At 71.7% G+C, this 26138-nt stretch carries 24 protein-coding genes and 1 tRNA gene; 2 read left to right on the forward strand and 23 right to left on the reverse strand.

Annotation, left to right across the window (positions count from 1 at the left end):
* From OF850_RS06505 to OF850_RS06530, 6 genes are all read right to left on the reverse strand, one after another.
* Entirely contained in the window at nt 1-6249 is a 6249-nt protein-coding gene (locus OF850_RS06505) for an autotransporter outer membrane beta-barrel domain-containing protein (RefSeq protein WP_301589128.1), read from the reverse strand.
* A complete protein-coding gene (locus OF850_RS06510; protein ID WP_301589129.1) occupies nt 6246-7592 on the reverse strand; it encodes an NAD(P)/FAD-dependent oxidoreductase in 1347 nt (448 codons plus the stop codon). Before OF850_RS06510 ends, OF850_RS06505 begins: the two co-directional genes overlap by 4 nt.
* Entirely contained in the window at nt 7589-9043 is a 1455-nt protein-coding gene (locus tag OF850_RS06515; protein WP_301589130.1) for a serine hydrolase, read from the reverse strand. Before OF850_RS06515 ends, OF850_RS06510 begins: the two co-directional genes overlap by 4 nt.
* A 239-nt stretch (nt 9044-9282) precedes the next feature.
* Nucleotides 9283-10353 carry a hypothetical protein gene (locus OF850_RS06520; RefSeq protein WP_301589131.1) on the reverse strand — a complete coding sequence of 357 codons (1071 nt, stop codon included), beginning with the start codon at nt 10351-10353 and terminating at the stop codon, nt 9283-9285.
* Nucleotides 10354-10677: 324 nt separating this feature from the next.
* Nucleotides 10678-11436: a bestrophin-like domain gene (locus tag OF850_RS06525; RefSeq protein ID WP_301589132.1), complete on the reverse strand. Its 759-nt coding sequence runs from the start codon at nt 11434-11436 to the stop codon at nt 10678-10680.
* Between the two features lie 373 nt (nt 11437-11809).
* Nucleotides 11810-12127: a hypothetical protein gene (locus OF850_RS06530; RefSeq protein WP_301589133.1), complete on the reverse strand. Its 318-nt coding sequence runs from the start codon at nt 12125-12127 to the stop codon at nt 11810-11812.
* Nucleotides 12128-12409: 282 nt separating this feature from the next.
* Between OF850_RS06530 and OF850_RS06535 the strand changes: the two genes are divergently transcribed.
* Nucleotides 12410-13228: a hypothetical protein gene (locus OF850_RS06535; RefSeq protein ID WP_301589134.1), complete on the forward strand. Its 819-nt coding sequence runs from the start codon at nt 12410-12412 to the stop codon at nt 13226-13228.
* Nucleotides 13229-13265: 37 nt separating this feature from the next.
* A complete protein-coding gene (locus OF850_RS06540; RefSeq protein WP_301589135.1) occupies nt 13266-15143 on the forward strand; it encodes a peptidoglycan-binding protein in 1878 nt (625 codons plus the stop codon).
* Nucleotides 15144-15331: 188 nt separating this feature from the next.
* Here the strand turns inward: OF850_RS06540 and OF850_RS06545 are convergent.
* From OF850_RS06545 to OF850_RS06625, 17 genes are all read right to left on the reverse strand, one after another.
* Nucleotides 15332-15407 (reverse strand) — tRNA-Phe (locus OF850_RS06545).
* Nucleotides 15408-15438: 31 nt separating this feature from the next.
* Nucleotides 15439-15636 carry a DNA gyrase inhibitor YacG gene (locus OF850_RS06550; protein WP_301589136.1) on the reverse strand — a complete coding sequence of 66 codons (198 nt, stop codon included), beginning with the start codon at nt 15634-15636 and terminating at the stop codon, nt 15439-15441.
* A complete protein-coding gene (locus OF850_RS06555) occupies nt 15629-16690 on the reverse strand; it encodes a ribonuclease E/G (RefSeq protein ID WP_301589137.1) in 1062 nt (353 codons plus the stop codon). The genes OF850_RS06550 and OF850_RS06555 overlap by 8 nt, the downstream gene beginning before the upstream one ends.
* A complete protein-coding gene (locus OF850_RS06560) occupies nt 16687-17262 on the reverse strand; it encodes a Maf family protein (RefSeq protein WP_301589138.1) in 576 nt (191 codons plus the stop codon). Before OF850_RS06560 ends, OF850_RS06555 begins: the two co-directional genes overlap by 4 nt.
* A gap of 37 nt (nt 17263-17299) precedes the next feature.
* Nucleotides 17300-17518, reverse strand: coding sequence for a translation initiation factor IF-1 (gene infA / locus OF850_RS06565; protein WP_026033499.1), 219 nt, complete (start codon nt 17516-17518; stop codon nt 17300-17302).
* Nucleotides 17519-17633: 115 nt separating this feature from the next.
* On the reverse strand, nt 17634-18923 hold the full coding sequence (hisD, locus tag OF850_RS06570; RefSeq protein ID WP_301589139.1) for a histidinol dehydrogenase: 1290 nt from the start codon (nt 18921-18923) through the stop codon (nt 17634-17636).
* Nucleotides 18911-19567 carry an ATP phosphoribosyltransferase gene (hisG, locus tag OF850_RS06575; protein WP_301589140.1) on the reverse strand — a complete coding sequence of 219 codons (657 nt, stop codon included), beginning with the start codon at nt 19565-19567 and terminating at the stop codon, nt 18911-18913. Before hisG ends, hisD begins: the two co-directional genes overlap by 13 nt.
* Nucleotides 19567-20829, reverse strand: coding sequence for a UDP-N-acetylglucosamine 1-carboxyvinyltransferase (gene murA, locus OF850_RS06580; RefSeq protein WP_301589141.1), 1263 nt, complete (start codon nt 20827-20829; stop codon nt 19567-19569). The genes hisG and murA overlap by 1 nt, the downstream gene beginning before the upstream one ends.
* A 15-nt stretch (nt 20830-20844) precedes the next feature.
* Nucleotides 20845-21399 (reverse strand): dCTP deaminase, encoded by a 555-nt coding sequence (gene dcd, locus OF850_RS06585; protein ID WP_301589142.1) that lies wholly within the window; start codon nt 21397-21399, stop codon nt 20845-20847.
* A complete protein-coding gene (locus OF850_RS06590; RefSeq protein ID WP_301589143.1) occupies nt 21400-21585 on the reverse strand; it encodes a hypothetical protein in 186 nt (61 codons plus the stop codon).
* Nucleotides 21567-22442, reverse strand: a complete 876-nt coding sequence (locus tag OF850_RS06595) for a methyltransferase domain-containing protein (RefSeq protein ID WP_301589144.1) — start codon at nt 22440-22442, stop codon at nt 21567-21569. The genes OF850_RS06590 and OF850_RS06595 overlap by 19 nt, the downstream gene beginning before the upstream one ends.
* Nucleotides 22435-23463, reverse strand: coding sequence for a glycosyltransferase family 4 protein (locus OF850_RS06600; protein ID WP_301589196.1), 1029 nt, complete (start codon nt 23461-23463; stop codon nt 22435-22437). Before OF850_RS06600 ends, OF850_RS06595 begins: the two co-directional genes overlap by 8 nt.
* Complete coding sequence (locus OF850_RS06605; RefSeq protein ID WP_301589145.1) at nt 23463-23864, reverse strand: 6-pyruvoyl trahydropterin synthase family protein; 402 nt, start codon at nt 23862-23864, stop codon at nt 23463-23465. Before OF850_RS06605 ends, OF850_RS06600 begins: the two co-directional genes overlap by 1 nt.
* Entirely contained in the window at nt 23864-24829 is a 966-nt protein-coding gene (locus tag OF850_RS06610) for a zinc-dependent alcohol dehydrogenase (protein WP_301589146.1), read from the reverse strand. The genes OF850_RS06605 and OF850_RS06610 overlap by 1 nt, the downstream gene beginning before the upstream one ends.
* Nucleotides 24826-25560 carry a RibD family protein gene (locus OF850_RS06615; protein WP_301589147.1) on the reverse strand — a complete coding sequence of 245 codons (735 nt, stop codon included), beginning with the start codon at nt 25558-25560 and terminating at the stop codon, nt 24826-24828. The genes OF850_RS06610 and OF850_RS06615 overlap by 4 nt, the downstream gene beginning before the upstream one ends.
* A gap of 12 nt (nt 25561-25572) precedes the next feature.
* Nucleotides 25573-25974 carry a hypothetical protein gene (locus OF850_RS06620; protein WP_301589148.1) on the reverse strand — a complete coding sequence of 134 codons (402 nt, stop codon included), beginning with the start codon at nt 25972-25974 and terminating at the stop codon, nt 25573-25575.
* Nucleotides 25971-26138, reverse strand: a complete 168-nt coding sequence (locus OF850_RS06625) for a hypothetical protein (RefSeq protein WP_301589149.1) — start codon at nt 26136-26138, stop codon at nt 25971-25973. The genes OF850_RS06620 and OF850_RS06625 overlap by 4 nt, the downstream gene beginning before the upstream one ends.

Raw genomic sequence — 26138 nt, forward strand, 5'->3', positions numbered from 1 at the left:
TCAGAATCGGTAGGCCAGCCGCCCGACGCCGGTGTGGGAGGCGAAGCGGTCCCCGACCCTCGCCGTGTACTGTACACGGAAGTCCCAGTTGCTGGTGCTCAGCAGGTCGATGCCGACCGTGACCTGGCCCAGCACATCGGGGATGGGGGTGGCGGCCCGGAAGCCCAGGCTGGCCGGCTGCCCCGCGAAGCGCGCGGTGGCCGCCCAGTCATTGTTGGCGGACAGCTCGATGCCGGCACTCGCGAAGGGGCGCAGCACGACACCCTCGCGGAGCCGGATGCGGGCGCCGGCCTCGATGCCGGGAACGGCCGTCAGGGTGGTCCCCCCCTCGCGCCGCACGGCGAGGTTGAAGGGCGAAGCGCCCGTTTCCGTGTAGACGCCCGCGCGCACATGGCTCAGGTGCAGGTCCAGCCGCGGCTGGAGGTACCACCCGGCCAGCCTTCCCTCGGGCCCGGCCGCGAAGGGGATGGTGTAGGCGAGCCGCCCATGCGCGCCCGCATGCCAGGCTTCGGGCTTGGCGCGGGCGGAAGACCGGAAGGAGCCCACCTCGATCAGGCGCCGGCTGTCATACCAGCCATAGCCGAGGTCGAGCGCACCCACGACCTGCCATGGCCCGTTCTGGTAGCGCAGCGTGGCGCCGAGCAGCAGGCTGTCGCCGATGACCTTGGAACTGGCGGCCTCGCCGCGGAACACGCTGCTTTCATAGGCCAGGGAGCCGCCGAGGAACCAGTTGGGTGCGATCTGGCGCTGTCCGCCTGCCTGGAAGGTCCAGGCGCTGGTGCGATAGCCCAGCGCCCCGCTTGTGCCGCTCTGGTCGGTATGGCTGCCAAAGAACCGCGCCCAGGCGCAGCTCGCCTCGCTTTCGGTGATGCCCGCACCCCGAAAGGAAGGGCACTCGTTGAACATGTTGGAAACGAAGCCGTGGCTCGAGCTGTAGCGGAAGGCGGCGATCGCACCCACCGTCTGCCCCGACAGGCTCGCGAGCGCCTTTCCGTAGCCCGTGCGGTCCCGCACGCCGGCAAGCGCCGTGAACCCGGCATCGAAGCTCGCCCCGCCATTCCAAAGGTCCTGCAGATGGGCCGCCACCCGTCGCTGGTTGCTCCCCAGCGACGCGGCGGCCGCCTGGAACTCCGCCACGGGCTGCACCTGCAGGCTGTTGCCCGCTTGCCGGGTGTCGAAGCGGAACAGGTGGGTGCGTGTTGCCGAGAGATCCGGCCGCAATTCCAGCCCATCCGTCGCGCTCACCACCGTCACCGCCCGGTTGGCGACCAGCAGGGGACGCACCTCCACGGTTCCGGAAAGCGCCGCGCGCCCCTGAACCAGCAGGTGATCCGAGCGTCCCGCGCCATGGTTCGTTTCCAGCACGAGGCCCCCCGTGGGATCCTGCACGAGGTTGCCGCTCAGCACCGTCTGGCCGACCAGGCCGGTGCCGCCGACATGGAGCGCCCCGGCGTTGCGGAACGTGCCGCCGCTGAGCTGTACCCTCGTGGGCGCTGAAACTACGCCGCCCGGCTGGTTGTCGATGCTGCCGCCCGCGCCATCGTTGAAGACGATGTCGCCCAGGATGCGGCCTGTGTTGGTGACGGAGGTGTTGCCTGACGGGGAGTCCGTCAGGATCGCGATACCGCTGGAATCGCTGCGCCCGATCACGCCGGCATTGGTGATCCGGTTCGCCGTGCCGCCCAGCAGCCGGATGGCTGCCGCGTCTTCCTGTCCGGGCGCTTGGCCAGTTGGCGAGTTGGGCAAGCCGCCCCTTACCAGCGATGCCTGATCGATCGAGATCACGATGGGGCCGGAGGCCGTGCCGTCGCTCTGGGCCAGGATGCCTGCCGACCCCAACCCATCCGCCGTCACCTGGCTGGCGGTCAGGGAGACCGTCACGGCGCCGCCACTGCCACTGCCGCCTGCCGTGCCGCGCGCCTGCACGTTGACCGCAGTCCCGCCGGGGACGTTATAGTTCACCAGCCCGCCGCCGCCGCCGATGCTCTGGGCGAAGATCGCGGGGGCAAAATTGCCCGTGGTCGCGACGACCGCATTGCGCGCGGTGACGGTCGTCGCGCCGCCATTGCCGGCGTTCGACTTGACGGCGAAGGCGGTGCCCGCTTCGTAGCGGCTCACCGCGGACACATCCCCGGCAAAGCCACCGCCGCCGCCGATGCTCTGGGCGATGATTCCGTGAGCGCCATCGCCGCTCGTCCGGATCGCGCTGCCGGGTTGCAGGGTGATGGAAACGTTGCCGCCGTCACCAGTGGCCCCCCCGGGGCCGCCATTGCCGCCCGCCGGGAGATTGACGCGGCCCCCGATGGCCATGCCGCCACCGCCGCCGACCGACTGCGCGAGGATGCCATGGGCGTCGAGGCCCGATGTCGTGATGGGTCCGCTCGTGGTCACCTGCACAGGGCCGCCATTCCCGGCCACGCCGTCCTGGCCGCCGATCGTCAGGTTGAAGCCGTGGATGTCGCCGGTGCGCCCCTGCGGGTTCACGATGATCTTGGAAGGGTCGAAGGTCTGATCGGTGGTCATCGTTCGCGCCAGGCCGCCGCCGCCGCCGACGCTCTGCGCGACAATGGCGATGCCGTGCTTGCCGGTCGTCGTGACCGTGCTGCCACCGTCGCCCGTGGAAATGTTGACGGCACCACCATGGCCTCCGCCGCCGCCATTGCCGCCGATGCCGACCGACACGCTTTGCAGCGAACCGCTGACCGTGCCGGCCAGCGACCCCTCGCCTCCGCCGCCGCCGGCGCTCTGGGCGAAGATGCCGAACGCCGCGACGCCCTGGGTCAGGATCGTGCCGCCCGCCGCATTGACCACCGTGACAGTCCCGCCGTCGCCGCCCCCGCCGCCCCGTCCGCCGATGCCGATCGCGGTCTGCACCGGCGTGTCGCTGTTCGCCTTGCTGGTGGAGGAGGCGCCGCCCGCGCTGCCGCCGCCGCCGCCGACGCTCTGCGCATAGATGCCGTCGGACTGGGCGCCAAAGGTGGCGATCGAGCCGGTGTTGGTCGCATTGACCGCGCCACCACTGCCAGCGGCGCCGCCACTGCCGCCGACGGAGACGGAGACGTTGATCTTGACGCTGGTCCCGCTCTCGGCCGCGCCGGCCTGCGGCTGGTCGAAGATGTTGCGCAGCTGGTCGAAGGTGGCATTCAGCTGCTGGCCGATCTGGCCGATCCGCAGGATGCCGTCGCCCAGGTTCTGGATATCCTGTGTGATGCCCAGTCCGCCCGAGAGCGTGTTGAACAGCGACGTCGCGTTCGACACGGGTGTCACCCCTCCGGCTGTGGCTCCGCCCTTGCCCGCCTTGCCACCACCGCCGCCGACGCTCTGCACCGACAGGCCGATCGCATCGGTGCCGCGGGTGACGATGCTGCCCGTGTTGCGAACCGTGGCGGTGTTGCCGTCATTGCCGGCGCCGCCCCTGCCGCCGACGCCCACCGCCACCGACAGGTTGCCGCCATTGGCCGTCGCGGTCCCGCCCCCAGCGGCACCGCCGCCGCCGCCCACGCTCTGCGCGAACACGCCGTCGGCGCCGTCGCCGCGCGTGGTGATGGCGCCGCTGTTGAGGAGGCTGACCGTGCCGGCGTGGCCGCCGGTGCCGCCGCTTCCGCCCACCGCGACTGTGGTGCTGAAGCTGCCTTTCGCATCACCTGCCGAGGCGGAAGCGTCGCCCCCGCCGCCGGCGCCGCCGCCGCCGCCGACGCTCTGCGCGAACACGCCATAGGCGTCCTGCCCCAGCGTCACCACCAGGCCGGAATTGGTGATGGACACCGCACCACCCGTGCCGCCGCTCCCGCCCTTGCCGCCGACCGCCACGGAGACCGAGACCGACAGGCCGCCTTGGGGACCGTTCGAGTAGGAGGCGGCCGTGCTGTCCCCGCCGGCGCCGCCGCCGCCGCCGATGCTCTGCGCAATCACGCCGAAGGCACCATGCCCGGCCGTGGTGATCAGGCCGGAATTGTCGAGCGTGACGGTGCCCGCGGTGTTGCCGGCGCCACCTTGGCCGCCCGTGGCGACCGAGATGGAGACCGCCGGCACCTCCTTGGAGGGCGCGAAGTCCACCGCGCGCGCTGCCGCCGCCCCGCCGCTGCCGCCACCCCCGCCGATGCTTTGCAGGAACACGCCGGGGGCGTCGGAGCCGTAGGTGGTGATTTGCCCCGAATTGGTGAGGGAAACGTCGCCGGCCGGGCCGCCGCCGCCGCCCCGCCCACCGACCGCCACCGCCGCGGTCGGCAGCACGCCGACGTTGAAGGTGAAGGCCGCCCCGCCCTTGCCGCCGCCGCCGCCGATGCTTTGCGCCTGCACGCCGGCGGCGTGGCTGCCGTAGCTGGTGATCAGTGCCGCGTTGTTGACGGTCACCGCGCCGCCGCGGCCGCCGCCACCGGAATCGCCGCCGATCGCCATGGCCACGAAGGCCGAGCCCTCGATGGACGCGCTGCCGCCATGGCCGCCGGAGCCGCCGATGCTTTGCGCCAGGATGCCCGCGCCGCCCAGCGCATTGGTGGAGGCGAACACGCCGGCTTGCGAGGTGAGGGAGTTCGATGCGCCGCGCCCGAGGTCGATCTGGACGGCGCCGCCATCGCCGCCCAGCCCGCCATTGCCTCCTATGGCGATCCCTACGCCGATGGCCACGCCCACCGTGTCGCCGCCCGACCCACCGCCGCCGCCGACGCTCTGCGCCAGCACCGCCACGGCGCTGCGACCAGTCGCGACGACCGACCCGTTCGGCGCGGAGATGCCGACCGGGCCGCCATCGCCGCCCGGAGCGCCGGCACCGCCTTGCGTGTTGAAACTGGCCTGGCCGCCATTCCCGCCGCCGCCGCCGATGCTTTGCACCAGTGCCCCGTGGGCGAAGTTGCCGGAGGTGCGGATCGTCCCTGTGCTTGTCGCATCACCGAGCACCAGGCGTGCGCTGCCTCCCGCGCCGGCGAAGCCGCCGCCGCCGGCGTCGCCCTCGATGGCGCTGGCATCCGCGCCCAGGCCGCCGCTGCCGCCATTGGCCTGCACCAGCACGCCATGACCGCCGGCCGGGCCCACGGGGTTCGGGTCGTTGTACGTCACCGCTCCGAGGATGGTGGCGCCCGCCCCACCGCCGGCCCCGCCATTGCCGCCGCTGCCACCCTCCTCGTCGGTCCCGTAGACGGTCTTGCCGCCATTGCCCCCGTCGCCGCCATTGGCGGACACGCTGATGCCGCTGCCGGGCGGCAGGCCCGGGGCGAGACTGACCGTGACCGTGCCGCCGCTCAGCGTCACGGCCGCCTGGCCACCATTGCCGCCGACACCACCGTCGCCACCAATGGCCGTGGTGAAGCTCGTATAGGCGATTCCGCCATCGCCCCCGTTGCCTCCTCGCGCTTGCACGAGCAGCCCGGTTTGCGAGGTGACCACGGTGCCGCCGTTCCACTGCAGCGCTGCCGCCCCGGCGGAGCCGCCTGCACCGGCTGTGCCGCCCGTGGTGTCGTCGAACAGCCACGCCGTATTGTCGAGGCCGTCGCCGCCATTGCCGCCCCTGCCTCCGATCGAAGCCACCCGCACGCCGATGTTGAAGGCTTGCACGGAGCCATCGGCAACCACGTCGAGGGAGCCGCCGGCAGCGCCGGCTCCGCCCCAGCCCGCCTGCTTGCTGTAGGCCCCTGCATCAGTCGAATCGCCGCCTCGCCCGCCCTGGCCGCCGATCGAGATCGCGACCAGCCCGTCGCTCGCGGGCGTGCCGCGGTCGGGAAGGAAGTTCGCGTTGAACCGGACCGTGATGCTGCCTCCGCTTCCGCCGGAAGCACCTTGCCCACCCGAGTCGCTGGAGCGGCCGCCTTGCCCTCCGCTGCCGCCATTCCCCCCGGCGCTGAGGTAGTTGGCCCCGACCGTCATGTCCGGATTGGAGGTGGGAGGACGGCCGCCGATGATCGTGAGCCGTTCGTTCGTGCTGGTGATCTGGGGGCCGGCCTGGCCGGGACTGCCGGGCTGGCCGGATTGGTCACTGGCGCCGGCTGCCCCGTCGCACCCCGCCGTGGCGTTCGGCGGGTTGTAGGACGGGAGGTAGTAGGGGGTCTGCGGCGGATAGTTGCTGAATGTCCGATCCGAGTAGTTCTCCTGGATCGGCGGCGCAGGCGCAGGGTTGGCGCTGGAATTGCACTGTGCCTGGGCTTGCGCGGCTGCCGGCCAGACGACGTGGCCGAGGTTGCACGCGCCGAGCACGAGCGTGACCCGGATGCAAAGATTGGCCCGGCCGAATTCGGTTCGCCTGGATGCAAGGATCACGGCGATGAATCCACGTGAAGCGTCGCGCCCCTTGCTCCAGCGTCGTCCCCGGACATCGCTCGAAGCCTCTTCCCCCCTCCGTATTCTCGCGTCCCGGAGCGCGGCGCAGGCTGCACCCGGGGTGCACCCGCTTCCAGGATGGCGCCGCGGTCGTCCAGCGGCGGATAGATCCGGCGCGAGTTGATCTCGTGCTTGATGGCCTTGGCCCGTGCGCCGGAGGCGACGAGTTCTGCGCGGTCCCAGCCGGAGGTGTAGACCGCGCCCCAGGGCCCGAGGTCGAGCACGGTGACATAATCCGGCGCGGAGAACGCCACGCGCTCCTCCTCACGGCCCAGCAACTCGCAAACGGCGTTATAGCCGGCGACCCGGCCCATGGGCCGCGCATGCTGACACGACATGACCGTCCGGTGCCCCGCGTCGTCGGCAGCAGCGCTTGCGATGTCCCCGGCGGCGAAGATTCCCTCGACCCCCTCGGCACGAAGACAGGCATCCACCGAAACTCGCCCGAGCCCGTCCAGCGGGACGCCGAGCGCCGCGGCGAGGGGGCTCGCCCGCGTGCCGGTGGCGCAAAGGATCGTCTCGGCCGCGATGCGCTCGCCGCTTCCGAGTTCAACGCCGCCCGCATAGACCGCCGCGACGGTGGTTCCGCCGCGGGTTTCCACGCCGGCTGCCTTGAGGGCCGCCCGCAAGGGGGTGGCGGCGGCTTGCCCCATCCCGGCCCCGGCTTCCGCCGCGCGATCGAGCAGGAGGACCCGCACGAGCTGTCCTGCCTTCCCGGCGCGGTCCCGCGCTTCCTTAAGCCGCGCTGGCAGCTCGCAGGCGATCTCCAGGCCTACCAGGCCGGCGCCGATCACGACCGCCGTCCACCTTCCGGCTGCATCGGCGCCGGTCCCGGCGAGCGCGGCGATGTGCCGCTCCAGGCGCGCGGCGCCGTCGTAGCTGTCCACGTCGAAGCTGTGTTCGGCGAAACCCGGGATTGCCGGCCGTTGCAGCGCGCTGCCCGCGGCGAGGATCAACCGGTCGTAGCGCAGTTCACCGATGCCGCACGAGGAGCGAAGCGCCACCGCGCGCCGCTGCGTGTCGATGGCGCTGACCGCCCCGTCGAGGCGCTTCACCCCGATCGGAGCGAGGACGCGGTCGAGGGGCACGCGGATCGGGTCGAGATCCGCCTCGTAGCAGCGCACGCGGACGACATGGAACGAGCTTGGGTTGACCAGCGTCACCTCCACCGAGCCGGAGGCACCGAAGCGGTTCAGCGCATGGGCGGCACCCATGGCGGCCCACACACCCGCGAAACCCCCACCCACGATGACGACCCATCCCGGCGTCACGGTGCGGGTCATCGGGCGGCGCGGTCGAAGCGGCCATGCCCGTCGGCCGCGAGGTTCTCGATCGTGACCGAGCCCGCCTTCCGGTCGGCGTCCACCGCGAAACTCACCGCGCTCGGCCCGTAGGCGTTCTCGCCAACCGGCTGGTAGGTGAACACGTCACGGTCGAAGTGGCGCAGCGCGTAGGCGTCACGGCGCGGGCCAAGGCGCAGCACCAAGCCGTCGGTCCCGGTGGCGACCTCGGCATCCCCGAACAGATCGTTGCGGTACATGCCCGCATAGGCTTCGTTCGGAAGGGGCGGGAAGGATTGCGGCGGCCGCCGCCCGTAATCCACCGCCGTGCCGTAGCCAGGCGTGGACATCTTGGCGAAGGCCTCACCGAACAGCGCCAGCCAGTCGCGCGTGACGCGGCCCGTGGTCGCGAGGTCCAGGAAGCTGCGGCACACCGCCTCCGGCACGCCGACCGGCTGCGCGTTGGCGAGCGCGACGATGCCGAGCCCCTCGGCCGGGAGGATGTGGACCGAGGTCGCGGCGCCAAGGTTGAAGGCGCCCGAATGGTTCCACAGGACGCGGCCCGCTTCGTCCTGGCCCACATTCCAGCCGAGCCCGTAGAAACCGGTCCGGTCCCGCGCCGGGTTCTCCGCCGGCGCGCTGACCATCTGGGGCCGGTGGGTTTCGTCTAGCGCCTCGGCCTTGACGATCCCGGTGCCATCCACGCGGCCGCGGCCCATCTGCAGGCGCAGCCACGCGGCCATGTCACGCGCCGTGGAGCTGACCCCGCCCGCGGGCGATTGCGCGTCGGGGTCGCGCACCGGCCCAGGTGTCCAGCCTGCGCCATCCCGGCGCATGTGCCCGACGGCCCGGTTCGGCGCGGCCAGGAAATCAGCGAAGCGCGAACTGGTGCGCCCCATGCCGAGCGGGCGGTAGAGCCGCTCGGCGGACACGTCCTCCCAGGAGCGCCCCGCGGCCTGGGCTGCCGCGGCCGCCGCCGCGGTCAAGCCGAAATTCGTGTAGGCGTAGCGCGACCGGAAGCCGTCGAGCCGGAGGTGGCGCAGACGCCACAGGATCTCGGCCCGGTCGAAGCCGAGATCCTCCAGCAGGTCGCCCGCATGGTCGAGCAGGCCGCTTCGGTGGGCGAACAGGTCGCGCAGCGTCACCGCGCGCGTGGTCCAGGCATCGTGGAGGGCGAAGCCGGGATCGTGGCGGATGATCGGATCGTCCCAGGACACCAGCCCGTCGCCGACCAGCGCCGCGACCACCGTCGCGGCGACCGGCTTGGACAAGGATGCGAGCTGGAAGAGGGTGTCGGCGTCCACCGGCTCCGGCTTTCCCACCTCGCGCAGGCCGAAGCCGCGCAGGTGGATGACGCGGTCGCGATGGACCACGGCAAGCGACAGTCCCGGCACGCCGGTCTGCCGCAGCATCCCCTCGACCAGCGCATCCAGATCCGGAAGACGGGCGGTCACGCCCTCCGCGCCTGCCGCCGCGGGGGCCGCATAGGCCGGCGCCGATGCGTGGAGCCCGAACGGCGCCAGGCACGCGATGCCCTGGAGCGCGGTGCGCCGAAACATTGCCAACTGTGCCTCCGCCAACCCTGGCGCGATGCTGAGCCTCGGCGTCGGACCCGGCAAGGAAGCTTGCTTGGACATTCTTGGCGCGAATTGGAAGAACGGGGAAGGAGTGCGTGCGGTAGGGTGGAACCCCCTTATGCGTCCCGCAGGGCGGGCGCAGGGATTTCCGGCGCCGCCGCGCTGCCCCGGGCCGCCAGCGTGTCGAACCATGCGCGGTCGCAGGCCGCGGCGAGGGCCGCCTGCTCGTCCATCGGCACGCGGGCCGTTCCCGGCCGCCCCTCGCCGGCTGCGGACAGGAAGCGGGTCAGCAGCGCCTCGAACCCGGCCGGGTCCGCGATGACCAGGCCGAGCGTGGCAAGCTCTCGGGCGAGGGAAAGCGGCGCGGGGTCCATGTAGCCGCCGGTCGCCGCGACGGTCGCGATCGGGGCGGGCACGCGCACCATGGCGACGCGCGTGGCATAGGGGGGCTGACCGGCCGGATCGATCATGGTGAAGCCGGACATGATGCCAGCGATCAGGCTGCCCGGCGGCGCGGGCAGCACCAGCGAGAAGCAGACCGGCGAAGCGCCCGCGCTGCTGTCCTCGTGCAGCGACAGGGTCAGGGCACGTCCCGCGCCACGGAAGGCCGGCCCGGAGATGCGGGCGAGGCCGGAGGGAAGCGCCTGTGAGAATTGGGCGACCAGCCCCGGTGCGGCCTCCCCATCCGCCGCCTGCGGGGCGACCCCCAGCGCGAGGGCCCCGCGGACGATGCGGTCGCAGTAGTAGGGCGACTGGGCGTGGGAGAAGCAGGCATAAGCGCCGATCAGGTAATGCTCGTCCCGGGTCCCGGCGGCCGCCCGCTGCGAGGCCGTCGGGGCGGCGTCATCCTCCAGCCCGGCGCGGCGGCGCAGGACGGCCGGATCCAGCCCGTGCCGCGCACCGAGCGCGGCGGCGAACTCGCCCAGGCTGCTGGCGGCCACCCAGGCGCCCGGGCGCCTCAGCCCGCACACCGCGGCCCAGTCGTCATAGACCTGCGCGGAGCGCGGCTGCGAGCGCGCCTGCATCCATTTGTAGGACCGGTCCAGGTCGAAATCCGTGTCGGGATTGACGCGCCGGAAGGCCGCGCAGAGCTCCTTCTGGCCGGAGATGCCGAGGGCCGCAGTGGTCAGGCGCAGCTTCGCGGCCACGTCCTTCGCCTCCAGCCGCCCGCCACGCAACCCGCCCATCACCGTTCCTTTGCTTCGCGCATCCGTTCGAGCCCAGGTCGTCTGGCCGCGGGTTTCAAACTGTGGCCGATTTGTCCAGAAAACTCCAACCCGCTCCAGCCGCGCTTCTTGTTTCGAGGGCCGCCTTTTGGGTCGCTTCAGGCTGTGCCCGTGACGAACGCGGGGCGCCCGGGCAGCCCTCGGCGGCAATCAGCAGCGGAGCTTTTCCCCGTTTCGTGCAGCCGCCACGCGCACTTTCGCCGTGAACCCCTGTCAACGGACGGCGAGCCTTGGCCGGCAGACAGGCTCCTGATTGCGCCAAGATGCCAAGCCAGAGCGCGCCGCCTACCGTCCCATACGGGTGAGCGCGACCTTTATTGGATCGCTTGTGATTTGTATGAAGCCATCGAAGGGCGCCTCCATCTCCAGGACAAGGAAGACCGACGTCCCGAATGCATACGCGCAGACAGCGAGCGTCCCGACCACGACGGCGTTTCGCGGCGCGTTCAGCCCGAAGCCGGCCAGGATGAACGTCACCCACGACGTCAGGACAACGAGAAAGGCCGGGCGGATCGGTAGATCCCGCCGCTCGAGCAACTCCCACCGCGCCCTCAGGAGGGCCCCGCTGCCGGTCAGGGCCTGGTCGCGCAGCCAGTGCTGCCTGGCATCCGCGGGCTCGAGCGAAAGCAGTGCCAGGCGGACCCGCTCGAGAGCGACGCCGGGCGGGAGGCCTTGCTCCAGCAGGTCATGGTCGGACCGTGCCCATCCGTCCCTCAGCATGGCCTCCGCGTAGCGTCGCAGCAGGTCCCGGATGGGACTCGTCTCTGGTCCGTAGGCGCCGAGGGTCTGATCGACGTCGATCAGGTTGACCGACACGCCGCGAACAATCCTGTCCGCAGTCTCCAGCGAGTCCCTTGCGGTTGCGATCAGGAAGCCAAGCACTAGCGCTGCAAGAATCGAGAGCATGCTGGTGCCGAGACGCACGGCATCGGTCGCTTCCTTGGTGAAGTGGTGCCCGGCGAGGACGCGGTTGAGCAGGAGACCGGCAGCCCCACCAGCAAAGGCACACACGGACATCGCAAGTGTAATCAAGCCTGCCGTCATCGAAGAATGTCCTGCCGTCGAGACAGGTTGTGGCGGTGAGTGCCGCGTGTCCATACCCTTCGTTCGACTGGCGTTGCCCTGCCGTGGCGCTGCCAGATGTCTTGAGACATGAAGTCGAACCGCATCGCCTTGAAGGTCTCCGGGCCCGCCAGGGCCTGTCATCACTTGAGGTGGATGGGTGTTGCGGCGAGGCAAGGGACGCAGCGGTGGTTCAGGAACTGGAGTGGAGGGCGAGTAGCCCTGTCGCGACATGGCCAGCCTGAGCGCATGACGTGCCGACGCAGAGGCGCGCACGAGACTTGCGGGAAGCAAGCTTGCTGACCGGTGCGGAGGCCGGCTGCTCCGCGACCGCCCTTGCACCCTTCTGGCCCTGTCACTTGTCGGGAACCGCCTTGGTCTTGCGTGGGGGAACATCATCAAATGCGGCGATCAGGCTCGACCTCCGCTCGAAGGAGGATTTCGTCGAACCAACGGGCACGGCGCCACCTCGCGTGCGATCGCCACTGTCGCTGAAGCCAGTCACGGAAAACCGCGACCGGGCGCCGCCCAGGACGCGCCCACACCAGTGATGGGCAAGGCCGGCGTTGCTGCGGCCTATGGCCAGGCCGATCCGCGCGCTCGGGATGGATTCTCGATCGGCGCCGATTTTTGTCTTGAATCGCGTCGGCTCGCCAAGCGAGGCTTTGCCCAAGCCGGGGCCACGGAGAGATATGAAATGGGCCCGCTCGCGGAGACCTGTCGCTGTGAGGCTTCGATGTGGGACGCCCCGTGGTGGCTCCCTTCGTGCCCATCGGTCCCGCCGGGCAGCGGTCGTGACGGGGCAGTCCCGGCCCGTCGCAGTGTTGCGTTCCGTCCATGGCTCATGCGGGAACCGACGCGCTCCAGGAACTCTGCAGCCAGGGCCAGGCACGCAGTTCTTTTCGTGTTTCCGCTGGCCCTTGTTGCTTGCGCGTCATCGGCGGGGCTGCCTGAGATGCGAAACTACGCCGAGGCGTTCGGTCGCGCACATCGCGCTTCGGGAGACCTCCTGGACGAGTTTGCCATCGCCGAACGCCGATTGGGCCGGGAGGAGGGCCGCGCGGCGCGTGCGCGGGCCCTCGGCGTGGATCCCATCTTCGACCCCGCACGCGCCGTATACTTCGCCTCCGACGCGAGGCCGCCAATGGCCAGCGCGACCCGCCGCGCCCTTGACGTGGTTGTCGCCTACAATGAGGGCCTTCTGGCGCTCGCTGAAGGCCGAGCCTTGAGTGAGCTGAGGGGTGAGGCGGCCAGGCTGGGCAGCGAGTTGCTTGCGTTGGGATCAGTCGTCGCTGGGGGACCCGTGCTGGCTGGCCTGCCCGCGATCCTGCCGCTTCTTTCGACGGCCGCTGACCGGGCACAACAGGCCGCCTCCCGGGCGACCTTTCGCGAGGAGTTCCTGAAGGGCTTCCCGACGGTTGACCGAATCCTGTCGGAACTTCGCGCGGGCGCGCCAACGATGTTTGTCGTGCTCACCACGCCGGGCGTGGACCGGCTGCGCCGGGCCCGCCTCGACGGCGCAGATCTGGCGGACCGCGCGGCGGTGGTGGCCCGCCACGAGGCCTACCGGACCGCGCTGTCGGACTGGGTGGTGCTTCTCGATGAAGCCCGGCTCGCGATGGGCGCGGTGAAAACCGCGCTTGAGACCGCGTCCAACGTCCCAGGAACGCCGGGCATCGCGAGTGCTGCCGACATGGCGGGTCGCGCAGCACTCCTACGCGACCTTTCGGCTGCCGTGCGGGCAGCGCTGCTGCGCGCACGGGGCGAGTCCTAAGCCGACGACAAGAAGTCTTGAGAAGGAACAAGACAAGATGGCCACCAGCACCGACACCCTTCGGCTCATTCTGGAAACCGAGATGCTGCTCTTTGAGCGGCTCGACGTCACCGCGGACCCGGCCGAGAAGCAGTCACTGCGTGCGCAGATCGAGGAGTTGGGACAGATCCGGGCTCGCGCCGTCCTTGACGACACGCTCCAGCGCGCGAACACGTTGAATGCGCTCAGCGACACGCTGACCGGCGCCATCGCCGGCGTCCGCACGCAGCCGCTCAACGGCATCGCCCGCCGGATTGAAGATCTGCTCGACCAAGTGGGGTTCTCTTTGGCCGACACGGCGGCCAACGTGCGAGGCGCCTTGTCTGTCGACGAGGCCGAGGCCACGCCTGCCGTCCCCGCGATGCTTCCTGGGGTGGCCCTGGCGCTGGCGGGCGAGACTGCGGCGCCACTGGCCCAGCCCGCGCCGGCCGCGCCTGCCCCCGCCGTTCCCGAGTTCGAGGTGTTGGCCAAGGAGTACGAGGAGCTCTTCGGGAGCTGCGCGGTCCGGCCTGAACGGTCCCAGGAGCTTCGTCGCATCACGGCCCGTCTTGCCGCCAATTCCGCGATCTACGAGGAGGCCGCCGCCGTCGCAGGTGGAAGCATTCCCTGGTACTTCGTCGGCATTATTCACGCCCTGGAAAGCAGCTTCAGCTTCTCGACCCATCTGCATAACGGCGACCCGCTCACCGGTCATACCACCCGGGTTCCCGCCGGCCATCCACGGACGGGATCGCCGCCCTTCTCGTGGAAGGACAGCGCCGCGGATGCGCTCCGGCTGAAGAAGTTCCACCTCGAAGCCGATTGGTCGTTGCCGAAGCTGCTCGAGCGTTGGGAGCGGTACAATGGCTGGGGGTACCGCAAGCGCGGAATCCGCTCACCCTACCTGTGGAGCTTCTCGACGCACTACGCCAAGGGCAAGTTCGTCGCCGACGGGCGCTATGACCCCGAAGCCGTCTCCTCGCAGTGCGGCGCAGCCGTGCTTCTGTGGCAGCTCCTTCAGGATGGCACCGTCAGCATCGACCGGAAGAGCAATACCCTGTCGGCCGAGGCGGCGCTCGGGGCGCGCGGGGCGGTCCTTCCCCCGCAGGCCAAGTCGGCTCTGCCCGCTTACGTGCGAGCGGAGCTCGATCTCCCCGGCGAGATTGCTGAGGGCAACCGCAAGAAGGACGCAGTCCGGCGGGTGCAGGAGTGGTGCACCCTCCACGGCTCCGGGACGAAGGTGGATGGGGATTTCGGCACGGGCACGCGCGACGCCGTCCGCGACTTTCAGCTCGCAAGGGGGCTGCTCGGGACTGGCGCTGTGGATGAGCGGACCTGGGCGGCCCTGACGGCACCCATGCATCGTGCCCTCGCTCCACTCCAAGACGCGACAGCAGGCCTCCATGGAACGGTGATCGCGGTGGCGCGGCAGCACCTGAAGGAGCACCCGCGCGAGGCAGGCGGGGACAACCGCGGGCCCTGGGTGCGGCTCTACATGGCGGGGAAGGAGGGGAGCGACCAGGCTTGGTGTGCAGGCTTCGTGTGCTTCCTGCTGCAGCAGGCGGCTTTGGTCCTGGGGCAGCCGATGCCAATCCGCCGGCAGGTCGGGGTCGACGCTCTGGTCGCTGACGCGAAGCGCGACGGCCGCTTCGTGGCAGGCGACAGCCTTCGTTCCCCCGAGGCGCGGATGAGCCGCCTGCCGGCGGGCTCGCTCTTCGTGATCCGCAGCACGACCAATCCCAATGATTGGATTCACACTGGACTCGTGGCCGAGGCGCGCGGCGATAGCTTTCTCACCATCGAGGGCAACACCAACAGCGACGGCAGCCGCAATGGCTTCGAGGCCACGACGCGCAGCCGCAGCTACAAACAGGCCGACTTCGTGCTGATCGCCTGAGGGGCCGCGGGGACGGAAGGGCTTGGAAGGGCAGGCTCAGAGCTGGAATGGCGCCGAGTGTGCCGATGCGGGGGACGGTCTCGAACGGACCGATCCCTCGCGCACTCGCGTCCAAAGCCAGATCCGGCCCTCGCCGGTCAGCGCCCCGGACGCGTCGGCCAGCGTTGATTGTCAAATGGGGTTCAAAATGGTGCCCAGGGCCGGAATCGAACCAGCGACACTGCGATTTTCAGTCGCATGCTCTACCAACTGAGCTACCTGGGCGCCGTTGGTCGCGGCTCTCTAGCGGAGGGCGTCAGCCCTGTCCAGTCACCGTGGCGTCGTCGTCGCCTGGTGCGTCCTCTTCCTCGGCGGGGACGGCGTAGCGCTCGCCGAACCAGCGGGCGAGGTCCACCTGGCGGCAACGATCTGAGCAGAACGGGAAGGCGCTCCGCTCGCCAGGGCTGCGCCGGGCGGAGGGCTGGCCGCAGACCGGGCAGCGCGGATCAGGCATCGCTCACCTCTTCCAGGGACGCGTCACGCAGCACCAGGGGTCGGCCCGCGCGCGCGGCGAATTCCTCCAACGCGCCCGGCAGCGCGCGGATGGCATCCAGCACCGGAGCAGGGGCGGACAGGGCCAAAACACGGTGAGGGGCCGCCGCGGCTTCCCGCGCGGCAAGGCGGAGCAGCGCGAGGCCGCGCGCGAGGGGGCGGTCGGCCAGCACCTCGTGCAGCGGCGGGTGGATGCGGGCGCGCTTCATCTCGAACAAGCCCAGCGGCCCGAAGCCCAGCGCCTGCACCAGCCCGTCGCCGACCAGCGCCGAGCGGATCGCCGGCTCCAGCGCCCCCCGCGCCTTGAGCGACAGCCCCGCGAGGTCCAGCAGGATCGGCCCAGCCAGGTCGCGCAGCACAATCTGCCGCGTCAATTCCGGCAGGGCTTGGCGATTTGCCTCGCGCGGATCGGCGCCGCCCGAATCCACGTCCACCGCGGTCAGGGCGGGCAGGGGCGAGATGATGAGGCGCCCACCGCCCGGCAAAGGCGTCTCGGGCAGGGCGAGGGAATCGGCCTCGGACTCCAGTGCGTCGTCGAAGGCCGCACCGCCCGTGGCGCGCGGACCGAGTGCGGCGCGCAGCCGCGCCAGCTCCGCCGGGTCGTCCACCACCAGTGGCGCCGCAGGATGGGCGGCTGCCCAGCGCAGCGCCTGGTCCGGTCCGCGCTCCAGCAGCGCGAGAGGCCCGCTCGGGCGCTGCTTGACGCGCGCCGAGATGCGCAGCCCCTTGCCGCTCTGCGCCGCGCGGGTGACGCGCAGGGTCAGGATCGTGCCTTCGGGCGGCAGGCGCCGCCCCTCGCATTCGGATTCGGGCAGGAAGCCGCTTTCGCCACCCGGCAAGGCGACAAAGCCGCCCGCCAGCGCCGGCAGCCGCGACACGACGCGCCCGCGCAGCGTGTCGCCCACCCCGTCAGGGCGGGCCGGGCGCTCGACCCGGTAGCCGGCCAGCACCCCGTCCCGCAGCAGCGCCACGCGCCGCTCGCCGGGCGAGCGGGACACGCGGATCTCGACCGTCACGGGCGTAGCCAGCCGCAGCCGCGCAGAAGCTGGGTCGTCTCGAAAAGGGGGAGACCGACGACGTTGGAATGGCTGCCGGACAGGAACCGGACGAACGTCTCCGCCCGGCCCTGGATGGCATAGCCGCCGGCCTTGCCCTGCCATTCGCCGCTTTCGAGATAGGCCTCGACCTGCTGCGACGTCAGCCGCTGGAAGGCAACCACGGACACGACGAGACGCGTGCCGATGCTGCCATCGGGCCGGCGCAGCGCCACGCCGGTGTGGACGCGGTGCCGCCGCCCGGAGAGGAGTTCGAGGAAGCGCCGCGCCTCCTCGCGATCGGTCGGCTTCCCGAGGATGCGGCGTCCCACGCCGACCACCGTGTCGGCAGCCAGCACCAGGGCGCCCGGCGCATCCACTGCCTCGGCCTTCAGGCGGGCCAGGCGGGCGGCCAGTTGGCGCGGCAATTCCTTGCGGCCCGGCGTCTCGTCCAGCTCGGTCGGCGCCACGCGGTCGGGCACGATGCCGATCCGCGCCAGCAGCTCGAGGCGGCGCGGGCTGGCGGAGGCGAGGATGAGGAGGGGATGGTCCATGGCCCTTCCGTCGGCCGGTGGCCGGGACGGGCCGGCGTTACTTGAAGCGGAAGGTGATGCGGCCCTTGGTGAGGTCGTAGGGCGTCATCTCCACGTTCACGCGATCCCCCGCGAGGACGCGAATGCGGTTCTTGCGCATCTTCCCCGAAGTGTGGGCCAGCACCATGTGGTCGTTGTCGAGCTTCACGCGAAACATCGCATTGGGCAGCAGCTCGACCACTTGGCCGCTGAACTCGATCATATCCTCTTTCGACATCAGATCCCTTTGGCTGGGCTTGGGGCGCAAGGATTTGCGCCGCGGTCAAGCCCCCGGCGCCGGCGTGGCTGAAATGCGCCTCGCGCGGCGTGAAGTCAAGTTTATGGGGCCAGTCTCAGCCGAGGCGCAGGGCCACGCTGCGCGCATGGGCGTCCAGCCCCTCCGCCTCGGCCAGGGCGACGGCGGCCGGGCCGATGCGGCGCAGCCCCTCGGCGTCGCACTCCACCCAGGTGGTGCGCTTCAGGAAGTCGAACACCGAAAGCCCGGAGGCGAAGCGGCTGGTGCGGCCGGTGGGCAGGACGTGGTTCGGCCCGGCCACGTAGTCGCCGATCGCTTCGGGCGTGTGGCGCCCCAGGAAGGCGGCGCCGGCATGGCGGATGCGGACCAGGAGGGCGCGCGGGTCGTCGACCATCACCTGAAGGTGCTCGGGCGCGAGGCGGTTGGTGAGTTCCACGGCCTCCTCCCAGTCGCGCGTGACGATGACCGCGCCGTGGCGGCGCCAGGATTCGCCGGCGATGGCGGCGCGGGGCAGTTCCCTCAGCGCGGCCTCGACGGCGGAAGCGACCGCGTCGGCGAAGCCGGGGTCGGTGGTGACGAGGATGCTTTGCGCCGCCTCGTCGTGCTCGGCCTGGGCCAGCAGGTCCATGGCGGCATGGGCGGGGTCGTTCGCCCCGTCGGCCAGCACCACCACCTCGGAGGGGCCGGCGATGGAATCGATGCCCACCCGGCCGAAGACCTGGCGCTTCGCCTCGGCCACATAGGCGTTGCCCGGGCCCACGATGCGGTCCACCGGGGCCAGGCTTTCCGTCCCCCAGGCGAGGGCGGCCACAGCCTGCGCGCCGCCGATGCGCCAGATCTCCTCCACCCCGGCGCGGCGGGCGGCGGCCAGCACCAGCGGGTTCAGCGCCCCGCCCGGGGCCGGCACCGCCATGGCGATGCGCCCCACCCCAGCGGCGCGCGCCGGCAGGGCGTTCATCAAGACGGAGGAGGGGTAGGCCGCCTTGCCGCCGGGCACGTAGATCCCCACCGCGTCCAGCGGCGTCCAGCGCATGCCGAGCGCCACCCCATCCTCGCCCGGCATCTCCAGATCGGCAGGAAGCTGGGCGCGATGGAAAGCCTCGATGCGACGCGCCGCCACTTCCAGCGCCTCCAGCAGGGGCGCGGGGAGCGTGGCGCAGGCCTGCTCGATCTCCCCGGCGGAAACGCGCAGCGCGCCTGGACCGTCCGGCATCCAGCCATCGAGCCGTGCGGTCTGGCGCAGCAGCGCCGCGTCGCCCTCCGCCTTCACCTCGGCGATGATGGCGGACACGGCGGCGTCCACCCGCGCGGTGACGTTGCGCCCATCCTCCAGCAGCACGGCGAAGGCGGCGGCGAAGCCCGGATCGGCGGTGTTCAGGCGATGCATGACAGCCCTTCCCGGAAGCGCGCGACCCAGGCGGCGATCTCCTCCGGCCGGGTCTTCAGCGCGGTGCGGTTGACGATGAGGCGCGAGGAAACGGGCGCGATCACCTCCGTCTCCACCAACCCGTTCGCCTTCAGGGTGGAGCCGGTCTGCACCAGGTCCACGATGACGCGCGCGAGGCCGAGAGAGGGCGCGAGTTCCATCGCGCCGTTCAGGTGCACCACCTCGGCCTGGATGCCGCGCGCGGCGAAGTGGCGGCGCGCGATGTTGGGATACTTGGTGGCCACCGAGACGCGCGACCAGCGCGAAGGGTCGTCCCGCCCCGCCGTCTCCGCCGCCTCGGCCACGGACACCCGGCAGGCGCCGATGCGCAGGTCGAGCGGCGCGTAGATCTGGTCCGTCTCGTACTCCATCAGCACGTCGCCGCCGCAGACGCCGATCTGCGCCCCGCCATGCGCCACGAAGGCCGCGACGTCGAAGGGCCTGACCCGCACCACGTCCAGGTCGGGATGGTCGGTGCCGAAGCGCAGGCGGCGGCTGTCCTCGTCGGAAAAATCCACGTCCGGCCGGATGCCCGCGCCGTCCAGCACGGGGCCGAGTTCCTTCAGGATGCGCCCCTTGGGCAGCGCCAGCACAAGGCCCGTCATCAGCCCGGCAGCCGCTCGATTTCCGCGCCCACCGAAGCCAGCTTGGCCTCCACGCTCTCGTAGCCGCGGTCGAGGTGGTAGACGCGGTTGACGATGGTCTCGCCTTCCGCCGCCAGCCCGGCCAGGACCAGGGACACGGAGGCGCGCAGGTCGGTCGCCATCACGGGCGCACCCGAGAGGCGCGGCACGCCGCGCACGATGGCGGAGGAGCCGTGGAAGTTGATGCGCGCGCCCATCCGCATCAGCTCGGGCACGTGCATGAAGCGGTTCTCGAAGATCGTCTCCGTGATCATCGAGGCGCCCTCGGCCACGGTCATCAGCGCCATGTACTGCGCCTGCATGTCGGTGGCGAAGCCGGGGAAGGGCTCCGTCATCACATCGGCGCCGCGCAGCCCGTTGCGGCGCGTGACGGTGAGACCGGTGTGGGTCTCCGCCACGTCCACCCCCGCGTCGCGCAACACCCGCGCCACGGAGCCCAGATGTTCCAGCCGCGCGCCTTCCAGGTGCAGCTGCCCACCGGTGATGGCGGCGGCGCAGGCATAGGTCCCGGCCTCGATGCGGTCGGGCACGATGGGATGCGTGGCGGCGAGCAGCGTCGCGCCCCCCTCGACCCGCAGCCGGTCCGTGCCGATCCCCTCGATGCGCGCGCCCATGCGCATCAGGCACATGGCGAGATCGCTGATCTCCGGCTCGCGCGCCGCGTTGACCAGCTCCGTCTCGCCCTCGGCAAGGCAGGCGGCCATCAGCAGGTTCTCGGTCGCGCCGACGCTGACCTGCGGGAAGATGATGCGCGCCCCACGCAGCTTGCCGCCCGGCGCGCGTGCCTCGATGTAGCCGCTGGTGATCTCGATCTCGGCGCCGAGCTGCTCCAGCCCCTTGATGTGCAGGTCCACCGGCCGCGTGCCGATGGCGCAGCCGCCGGGCAGCGAGACGCGCGCGCGGCCGTGCCGCGCCAGGAGCGGCCCGAGCACGAGCACGGAGGCGCGCATGCGCCGCACAATGTCGTAGGGCGCCTCCAGCTCCGTCGCGCTGCCGGAGATGGAAAGGGTTCGCGCTGCCTTGTCGTGCTCCACCTGGAGGCCGTGATGGCGCAGCAGCAGCGTCATGGTGGCGATGTCAGCGAGGTCGGGCGCGTTGGTCAGCACCAGCGGCCCATCGGCCAGAAGCCCGGCGGCCATGAGCGGCAGGGCGGCGTTCTTGGCGCCGGAGATGGGCACGCGGCCCGAAAGCGGCTTGCCGCCGCGGATGCGGATACGATCCATCGTCTAATGCCCGCTCTAAAGCCGCGGCAGGGCAACGCCCCGCTGCCCCATGTATTTCCCGGCGCGGTCGGCGTAGCTGATTTCGGGCGCCGACTCTCCCTTCAGGAACAGGAACTGGCAGATGCCTTCGTTCGCATAGACCTTGGCGGGCAGGGGGGTGGTGTTGCTGATCTCGATCGTCACCTGGCCTTCCCATTCCGGCTCCAGCGGGGTGACGTTCACGATCAGCCCGCAGCGCGCATAGGTGGACTTGCCTAGGCAGATCACCAGCACGTCGCGCGGGATGCGGAACCACTCCACCGTGTGGGTCAGCACGAAGGAATTGGGCGGGATGATGCAGACCGGCCCCTTGCGTGACACGAAGCCCGTCTCGCTGAAGTTCTTGGGGTCCACCACCGCGTTGTCCACGTTGGTGAACACCTTGAACTCGTCCGCCGCGCGCGCGTCGTAGCCATAGGAGGAAAGGCCGAAGGAGATCACGCCTTCGCGCTTCTGCGCCTCGACGAAGGGCTCGATCATGCCGTGCTCCGTCGCCATGCGGCGGATCCAGTGGTCGGGCATGATGGGCATTCAGTCGTCCTTCGGGGGCGTCGGGTCCGTATCGGCCGGGGGATTACCCCCTTCCGGGGGTTGCCGTCCATCGGAGGGCGAGTCTGCTTCCGCCGCCCGCGCGCGGGACTGGGCCTTGCGGCGGCGCAGGTTCTCGCGCAGCGCCGCGGCCAGCCGGGCCTCGCGCTCTAGGTCGCGGGAAGGCACAGCACGTCCTCATGACCGACCGTCGCGGCGAGGCGGCCGCGCGCGGCCTGCTCCAGCCGCGCCGCGCGCCACGCCTCCACCCTGGCCCAGTCGCGCCTCTCATGAGCCAGCGCGGCCTCGGCATGGCCGGCGGCCAGCGTCCCGGCCATCTCCCCCTCACGCCGGTGGATGCGCCAGGGCGAGGCGGCGCGGTGCACCGCATAGCCGTGGCGCGCGAAGGCGCGGGCGATGGCGGCCGGGGCGGCGGGACCCAGGGCCGGGCCGCCGAAGCCCTTGGCGCGGCGCTGGTCGCGGGCGAAGCCGCGCGCCACCAGCGCGTCCGCCACGTGGGGCGGGGCGAAGCGCTCACGCCCCGAGACGTTCAGCGCGGCGTAGAAGGGCAGGCGCCGCGCTGCCAGCGCCGCGGCCAGCCGCTCCAGCCACGCCTCGGAGACGAGGTCGCACAGGGCGGAGCAGGTGACGGCCTGGACCTTGTCCAGCGGCAGGCCGTGCGGTGCCTCGGCGAGGTCGCACAGCACGCCCTCGATCCGCCATGCCCCGGCGGGGGCATGGACCAGCAGCGCCTTGCGGCCGGGCCAGGTCGCGGCCCAGCCCATCTCCCACGCCGCCTCCTGCATCGTGTCGAAGGCGCGGGCCATCAGCTCGGGGTCGGCGTCGGCCAGGGTCCAGCCTTGCGGCTTGCGGATGAAGTGGGCCAGCCAGCGCGTCAGGCTCCCGGTCCCCGCGCCCAGGTCCAGCAGATGCGGCCGCGACGCGCGAATGTGCGCGGCCAGGATGCGCGCCAGCCCCTCGTCCCGCGCAGCGGCGTCGAAGGGCTCGCGCAGCGCCAGCCAGTCGCCGTCGAAGCCTTCAGCCATGCCCGGCCTTCCGCAATTCCTCCGCGAAGAGGGCGGCGCGATCCTCCCAGCGCGGCAGGCGCTGCCCGGCCCGCCAGGAGGCATGGCCCATCTGGGTGCGCAGGTCGGGATCCATGATGACGCGGCGCAGCCCGCGCGACAGGCTGTCGTGGTTGCCCGGCGGCGCCACGATGGCCGCGCCCGGGCCCACCACCTCGGCGATGGCGCCGCCGGTGCAGATGGCGAGGGGCAGGCCACGCGCCTGGGCCTCGGCCGCCGCCATGCCGTAGCCCTCGTGGTGCGTCGCCAGGGCGAAGATGTCGGCGGACTGGTATTCCGCTTCCAGCGAGTCGCCGCCCAGCGCGCCCAGAAAGGAAACGCGGCCCTCCAGCCCCAACTCCTCCACCAGCGCGCGCAGCGTCCGGGCATGGACCGGATCGGATTCCGGCCCGGCGATCCGCAGCTCCCAGTCGAGGTCGCAAAGGCGGCCCAGGGCGCGCAGCAGCACGTCATGCCCCTTACGCGGGATGATCGAGCCGACGGCGAGGATGCGCGCCCGCTCGCCGCCGCTGCCTGGGGCGCGGGCAGCCGGGTCGGTGCCCGGCTCCACAACCCCCACGCGGTCCGGATCGGCGCCCAGGGCAGGCAGGCCGCGTGCCGTGAGGGGCGAGGTGGCGACGAGCCGCGCCAGCGCCGCGAAAAGCGGTCGCTCCAGCCGTTCCTGCACCGCCTTGTCCACCCCCGGCTCCAGGGAGGTCGGGTGGTGGATGAGCCCCACGGCGCGGCGCAGCGCGGGGGCAGCGGGGTCGAAACCCGGCAGGCCCAGCCCGTCGATCACCGCCGCCTCGCCGGGCTCCAGCGCGGCCAGCGCCTCGGCCGCCGAGCGACGCGCTGTGTCGTCGGGGGCGGGGAAGCGCCCCTCCAGCTCCAGCACGCGGATCTCGTGGCCCAGCATCCGCAGCCCTTCGAGGAGGCGGCGGTCGTAGATGTAGCCGCCCGAGGTGGCGCTGAGCGGGCCGGGGACGAGCAGGGCGATGCGCATCACGCCACCGCCGCCTCGTAGGCCGCCCAGGCGACGTGGCTTTCGCGCAGCAGCACCTTGATCGCCGTCACCCCTGTGCCGCCCGCACCGAGCCGCCCGTCGCGGCAGGCGGCGGAAAGCAGCCCGTGGATGTGGAAGGCCAGATGCTCCGTCGTGGTGTTCTGCCCGGCGAAGGCGGGCTCCTCGTCCAGGTTGCGGTAGTCAAGCGCGGCGAGGATCTTGCGCAGCTCGTCCTTCGCCAGGCCGATATCCACCAGCAGGTTGGCGTGGTCCAGGCGCGGGGCGCGGAACTCCGCCTCCACCACGAAGGTCGCGCCGTGCAGCCTTTGCGCCGGGCCGAACTCGGCGCCGCGAAAGGAATGCGCGACCATGATGTGGTCCACGACCGTCAGGCTGAACATCAGGCGGGGTCTCCAAAGAGGATGACGGGGCAAAGCGGCTGGGGCGCGCCCGGTGGCGGTTCGAGTAGGACGCCGATGCGGTCGGGCAATTCGGCGAAGGGCACCATGGGGCCGAGCAGCGCGTCGAGGCGCCCGTCATCCAGCAGGGAAAGCGCCAGCGCCATGCGTTCCGCATGGCTGCGCCGGCCGCGCATCGCGGGCGACACGCTGCCCACCTGGGTGGAGACGAGACGCAGCCGGCGCTGGTGGAAGCGCGCGCCCAGCGGCAGGGCGGGCTCCGCGTCGCCGAACCAGGAAGCCTCGACGATGCGCGCCTCGAAGGCGGCGCGCTCCAGCGCGAGGCGCAGCCCCGCCTCGCTGCCGCTGCAATGGAGGATGAGTTCCTGCTCGTCCGGCGCCTCTTCCGGTGCGGCGAAACGCGCACCGAAGGACTCCGCAACGGCGCGGCGGGACGGGTCGCGGTCGGTGACGGAAACGGCGAGGCCGGGGATGCGCGCCAGCAGGAAGGCGCAAAGCAGCCCGACCACCCCCGCGCCGACCACCAGCGCCCGCTCGCCCGGCAGGGGGGCCGCGTCCCAGACCGCGTTCAGCGCCGTTTCCATGTTGGCGCCGAGCACGGCGCGGGGCGTCGGCACCGCATCCGGCACGGGGGCGCAGAGCGAGGAGGGCAGGGCGAAGCGCTCCTGATGCGGGTGCAGGCAGAAGAGGCGCCGCCCATCCGCCGCCTCGCCCACCACGCAGTAGCCGTATTTCACCGGGAAGGGGAACTCGCCTTCCTGCATCGGCCCGCGCATCGCCGCGTGCTGCGACGGCGCCACGCGGCCGCGATGCACCAGCCGTTCCGTCCCGCGCGAAAGGGCGGAGGCGAGGGCGCGCACCACGATCTCGCCCTCGCGCGGTTCGGGTTCGGGCGCGGGGCGAAGCTCCGCCACGCCCGCGGCGACGTGCCACAGGGCGCGGTTCACGCAGGGCGCTCCAGCGCGATGTCGAACAGCACGTCGGGGGCCAGGTCGTGCACACTCCAGCGGAAGCGCAGCCCCTCCTCGATCCGCGCCACCTCGGGCAGGGCGAAGGCCGGGCGGCCGGAGCCGAGGATGAGCGGCGCGACGGTGACGTGCAGCCGGTCGAGCAGACCCGCGAGAAGGAAGCCGGACACGGTCTGCCCGCCGCCTTCCACGAAGAAGCGCCGCATCCCGCGCGCCCGCAGCGCTTGCAGGAGAAAGGCGAGGTCCAGCCCGCCCGCCGCGTCGCGCGGCACGACCGTCACCTCGGCCGTGCCATGCCGCTCGGGGCCGGACGTGGCGGCGACGAGCAGCGTGGGCGGGCCGGAGCGGAACACCGTGTAGTCGGTCCCTAGACGGCGCGACGGGTCGAGCACCACGCGCAGCGGAGAAGGGCCGGGGGCGAGGCGCGTCGTCAGGTGCGGATCATCGGCGCGCACCGTCCCGGCGCCGACGATCACCGCGTCGCACAGGGCGCGCAGCCGGTGGGTGTGGTGCAGGTCGCCCGGCCCGCCAATCCATTTCGAATGGCCGCTGCCGGTGGCGATCCGCCCGTCGAGGCTTTGGGCCAGCCGCCCGACCACGCAGCCGGTGCCGGCGAGGATGGGTCCGAAAAGGGGCGCGAGGCTGCCGGCCTGCGACACGTCGCCCGCCAGCAGAGCCTCCCATTCCCCGTCCGTGGACGCGCCATCCATGGCGCGCTCTTGTCAGGCTCTGGTGGTCACGGCAAGGGCGACCGCCTGCCGCGCCGGGCGGGGCATTCCGGCGCGGCCATAGCCGGGGGCGGCGCTGAGCGGGCGCGCCGCGCCGGCAATGGCCTCGATCACGCGGGACTGCAACGCGATCGCGTCCTCCAGCAGCCTCCGGTTCTCCTCGCCCAGCGCTTCCAGCGCGCGGGTCATCCGCTCCGCATGCTCGCGCGTGGCGGGGAGGGCGCGGGCCCGGGCGCGTGAAGCGGCCGCCGCCGCGGCGGCGAAGGCATCCGAGGCCTGCATCTTGCGCTGGGCGAGCGCGGCCGCGCGCGTGAGGTCGAGGGCGGCGAGCGCCTCGTTCTCGGCGTGCAGCGCCTCGACCAGGCGTTCCCCGGCGGTGATCACGGCATTCATCATGGGCGAGTCTCCTGGTTGTTGCTTACGGATTCCTGAAGGCGAAGCATGTGATTCAGCACGGTATCCTGCAGCCCGATGCCGCGCCCGGCCCGCGCCGCCTGGCGCATCCGGGCCGGGCTCTGCTCGCCGCCGCGTGGCGGCATGGAGAGGAGGCCGGGCAGCAT

The sequence above is a fragment of the Sabulicella glaciei genome (genome assembly GCF_026183895.1).
Taxonomy (GTDB): Bacteria; Pseudomonadota; Alphaproteobacteria; order Acetobacterales; family Acetobacteraceae; genus Roseococcus; species Roseococcus glaciei.

Excerpts from the sequence above, each read along its gene's own strand:
- OF850_RS06620 (WP_301589148.1), bottom strand. The coding sequence starts at position 25,974 with ATGATGAATGCCGTGATCACCGCCGGGGAACGCCTGGTCGAGGCGCTG.
- OF850_RS06525 (WP_301589132.1), bottom strand. The coding sequence starts at position 11,436 with ATGACGGCAGGCTTGATTACACTTGCGATGTCCGTGTGTGCCTTTGCT.
- OF850_RS06600 (WP_301589196.1), bottom strand. The coding sequence starts at position 23,463 with ATGCGCATCGCCCTGCTCGTCCCCGGCCCGCTCAGCGCCACCTCGGGC.
- OF850_RS06535 (WP_301589134.1), top strand. The coding sequence starts at position 12,410 with ATGCGAAACTACGCCGAGGCGTTCGGTCGCGCACATCGCGCTTCGGGA.
- OF850_RS06550 (WP_301589136.1), bottom strand. The coding sequence starts at position 15,636 with ATGCCTGATCCGCGCTGCCCGGTCTGCGGCCAGCCCTCCGCCCGGCGC.
- dcd (WP_301589142.1), bottom strand. The coding sequence starts at position 21,399 with ATGCCCATCATGCCCGACCACTGGATCCGCCGCATGGCGACGGAGCAC.
- OF850_RS06625 (WP_301589149.1), bottom strand. The coding sequence starts at position 26,138 with ATGCTGCCCGGCCTCCTCTCCATGCCGCCACGCGGCGGCGAGCAGAGC.
- hisD (WP_301589139.1), bottom strand. The coding sequence starts at position 18,923 with ATGCATCGCCTGAACACCGCCGATCCGGGCTTCGCCGCCGCCTTCGCC.
- OF850_RS06595 (WP_301589144.1), bottom strand. The coding sequence starts at position 22,442 with ATGGCTGAAGGCTTCGACGGCGACTGGCTGGCGCTGCGCGAGCCCTTC.
- OF850_RS06510 (WP_301589129.1), bottom strand. The coding sequence starts at position 7,592 with ATGACCCGCACCGTGACGCCGGGATGGGTCGTCATCGTGGGTGGGGGT.
- OF850_RS06615 (WP_301589147.1), bottom strand. The coding sequence starts at position 25,560 with ATGGATGGCGCGTCCACGGACGGGGAATGGGAGGCTCTGCTGGCGGGC.
- OF850_RS06605 (WP_301589145.1), bottom strand. The coding sequence starts at position 23,864 with ATGTTCAGCCTGACGGTCGTGGACCACATCATGGTCGCGCATTCCTTT.
- hisG (WP_301589140.1), bottom strand. The coding sequence starts at position 19,567 with ATGACGGGCCTTGTGCTGGCGCTGCCCAAGGGGCGCATCCTGAAGGAA.
- OF850_RS06560 (WP_301589138.1), bottom strand. The coding sequence starts at position 17,262 with ATGGACCATCCCCTCCTCATCCTCGCCTCCGCCAGCCCGCGCCGCCTC.
- infA (WP_026033499.1), bottom strand. The coding sequence starts at position 17,518 with ATGTCGAAAGAGGATATGATCGAGTTCAGCGGCCAAGTGGTCGAGCTG.
- OF850_RS06540 (WP_301589135.1), top strand. The coding sequence starts at position 13,266 with ATGGCCACCAGCACCGACACCCTTCGGCTCATTCTGGAAACCGAGATG.
- OF850_RS06520 (WP_301589131.1), bottom strand. The coding sequence starts at position 10,353 with ATGGGCGGGTTGCGTGGCGGGCGGCTGGAGGCGAAGGACGTGGCCGCG.
- murA (WP_301589141.1), bottom strand. The coding sequence starts at position 20,829 with ATGGATCGTATCCGCATCCGCGGCGGCAAGCCGCTTTCGGGCCGCGTG.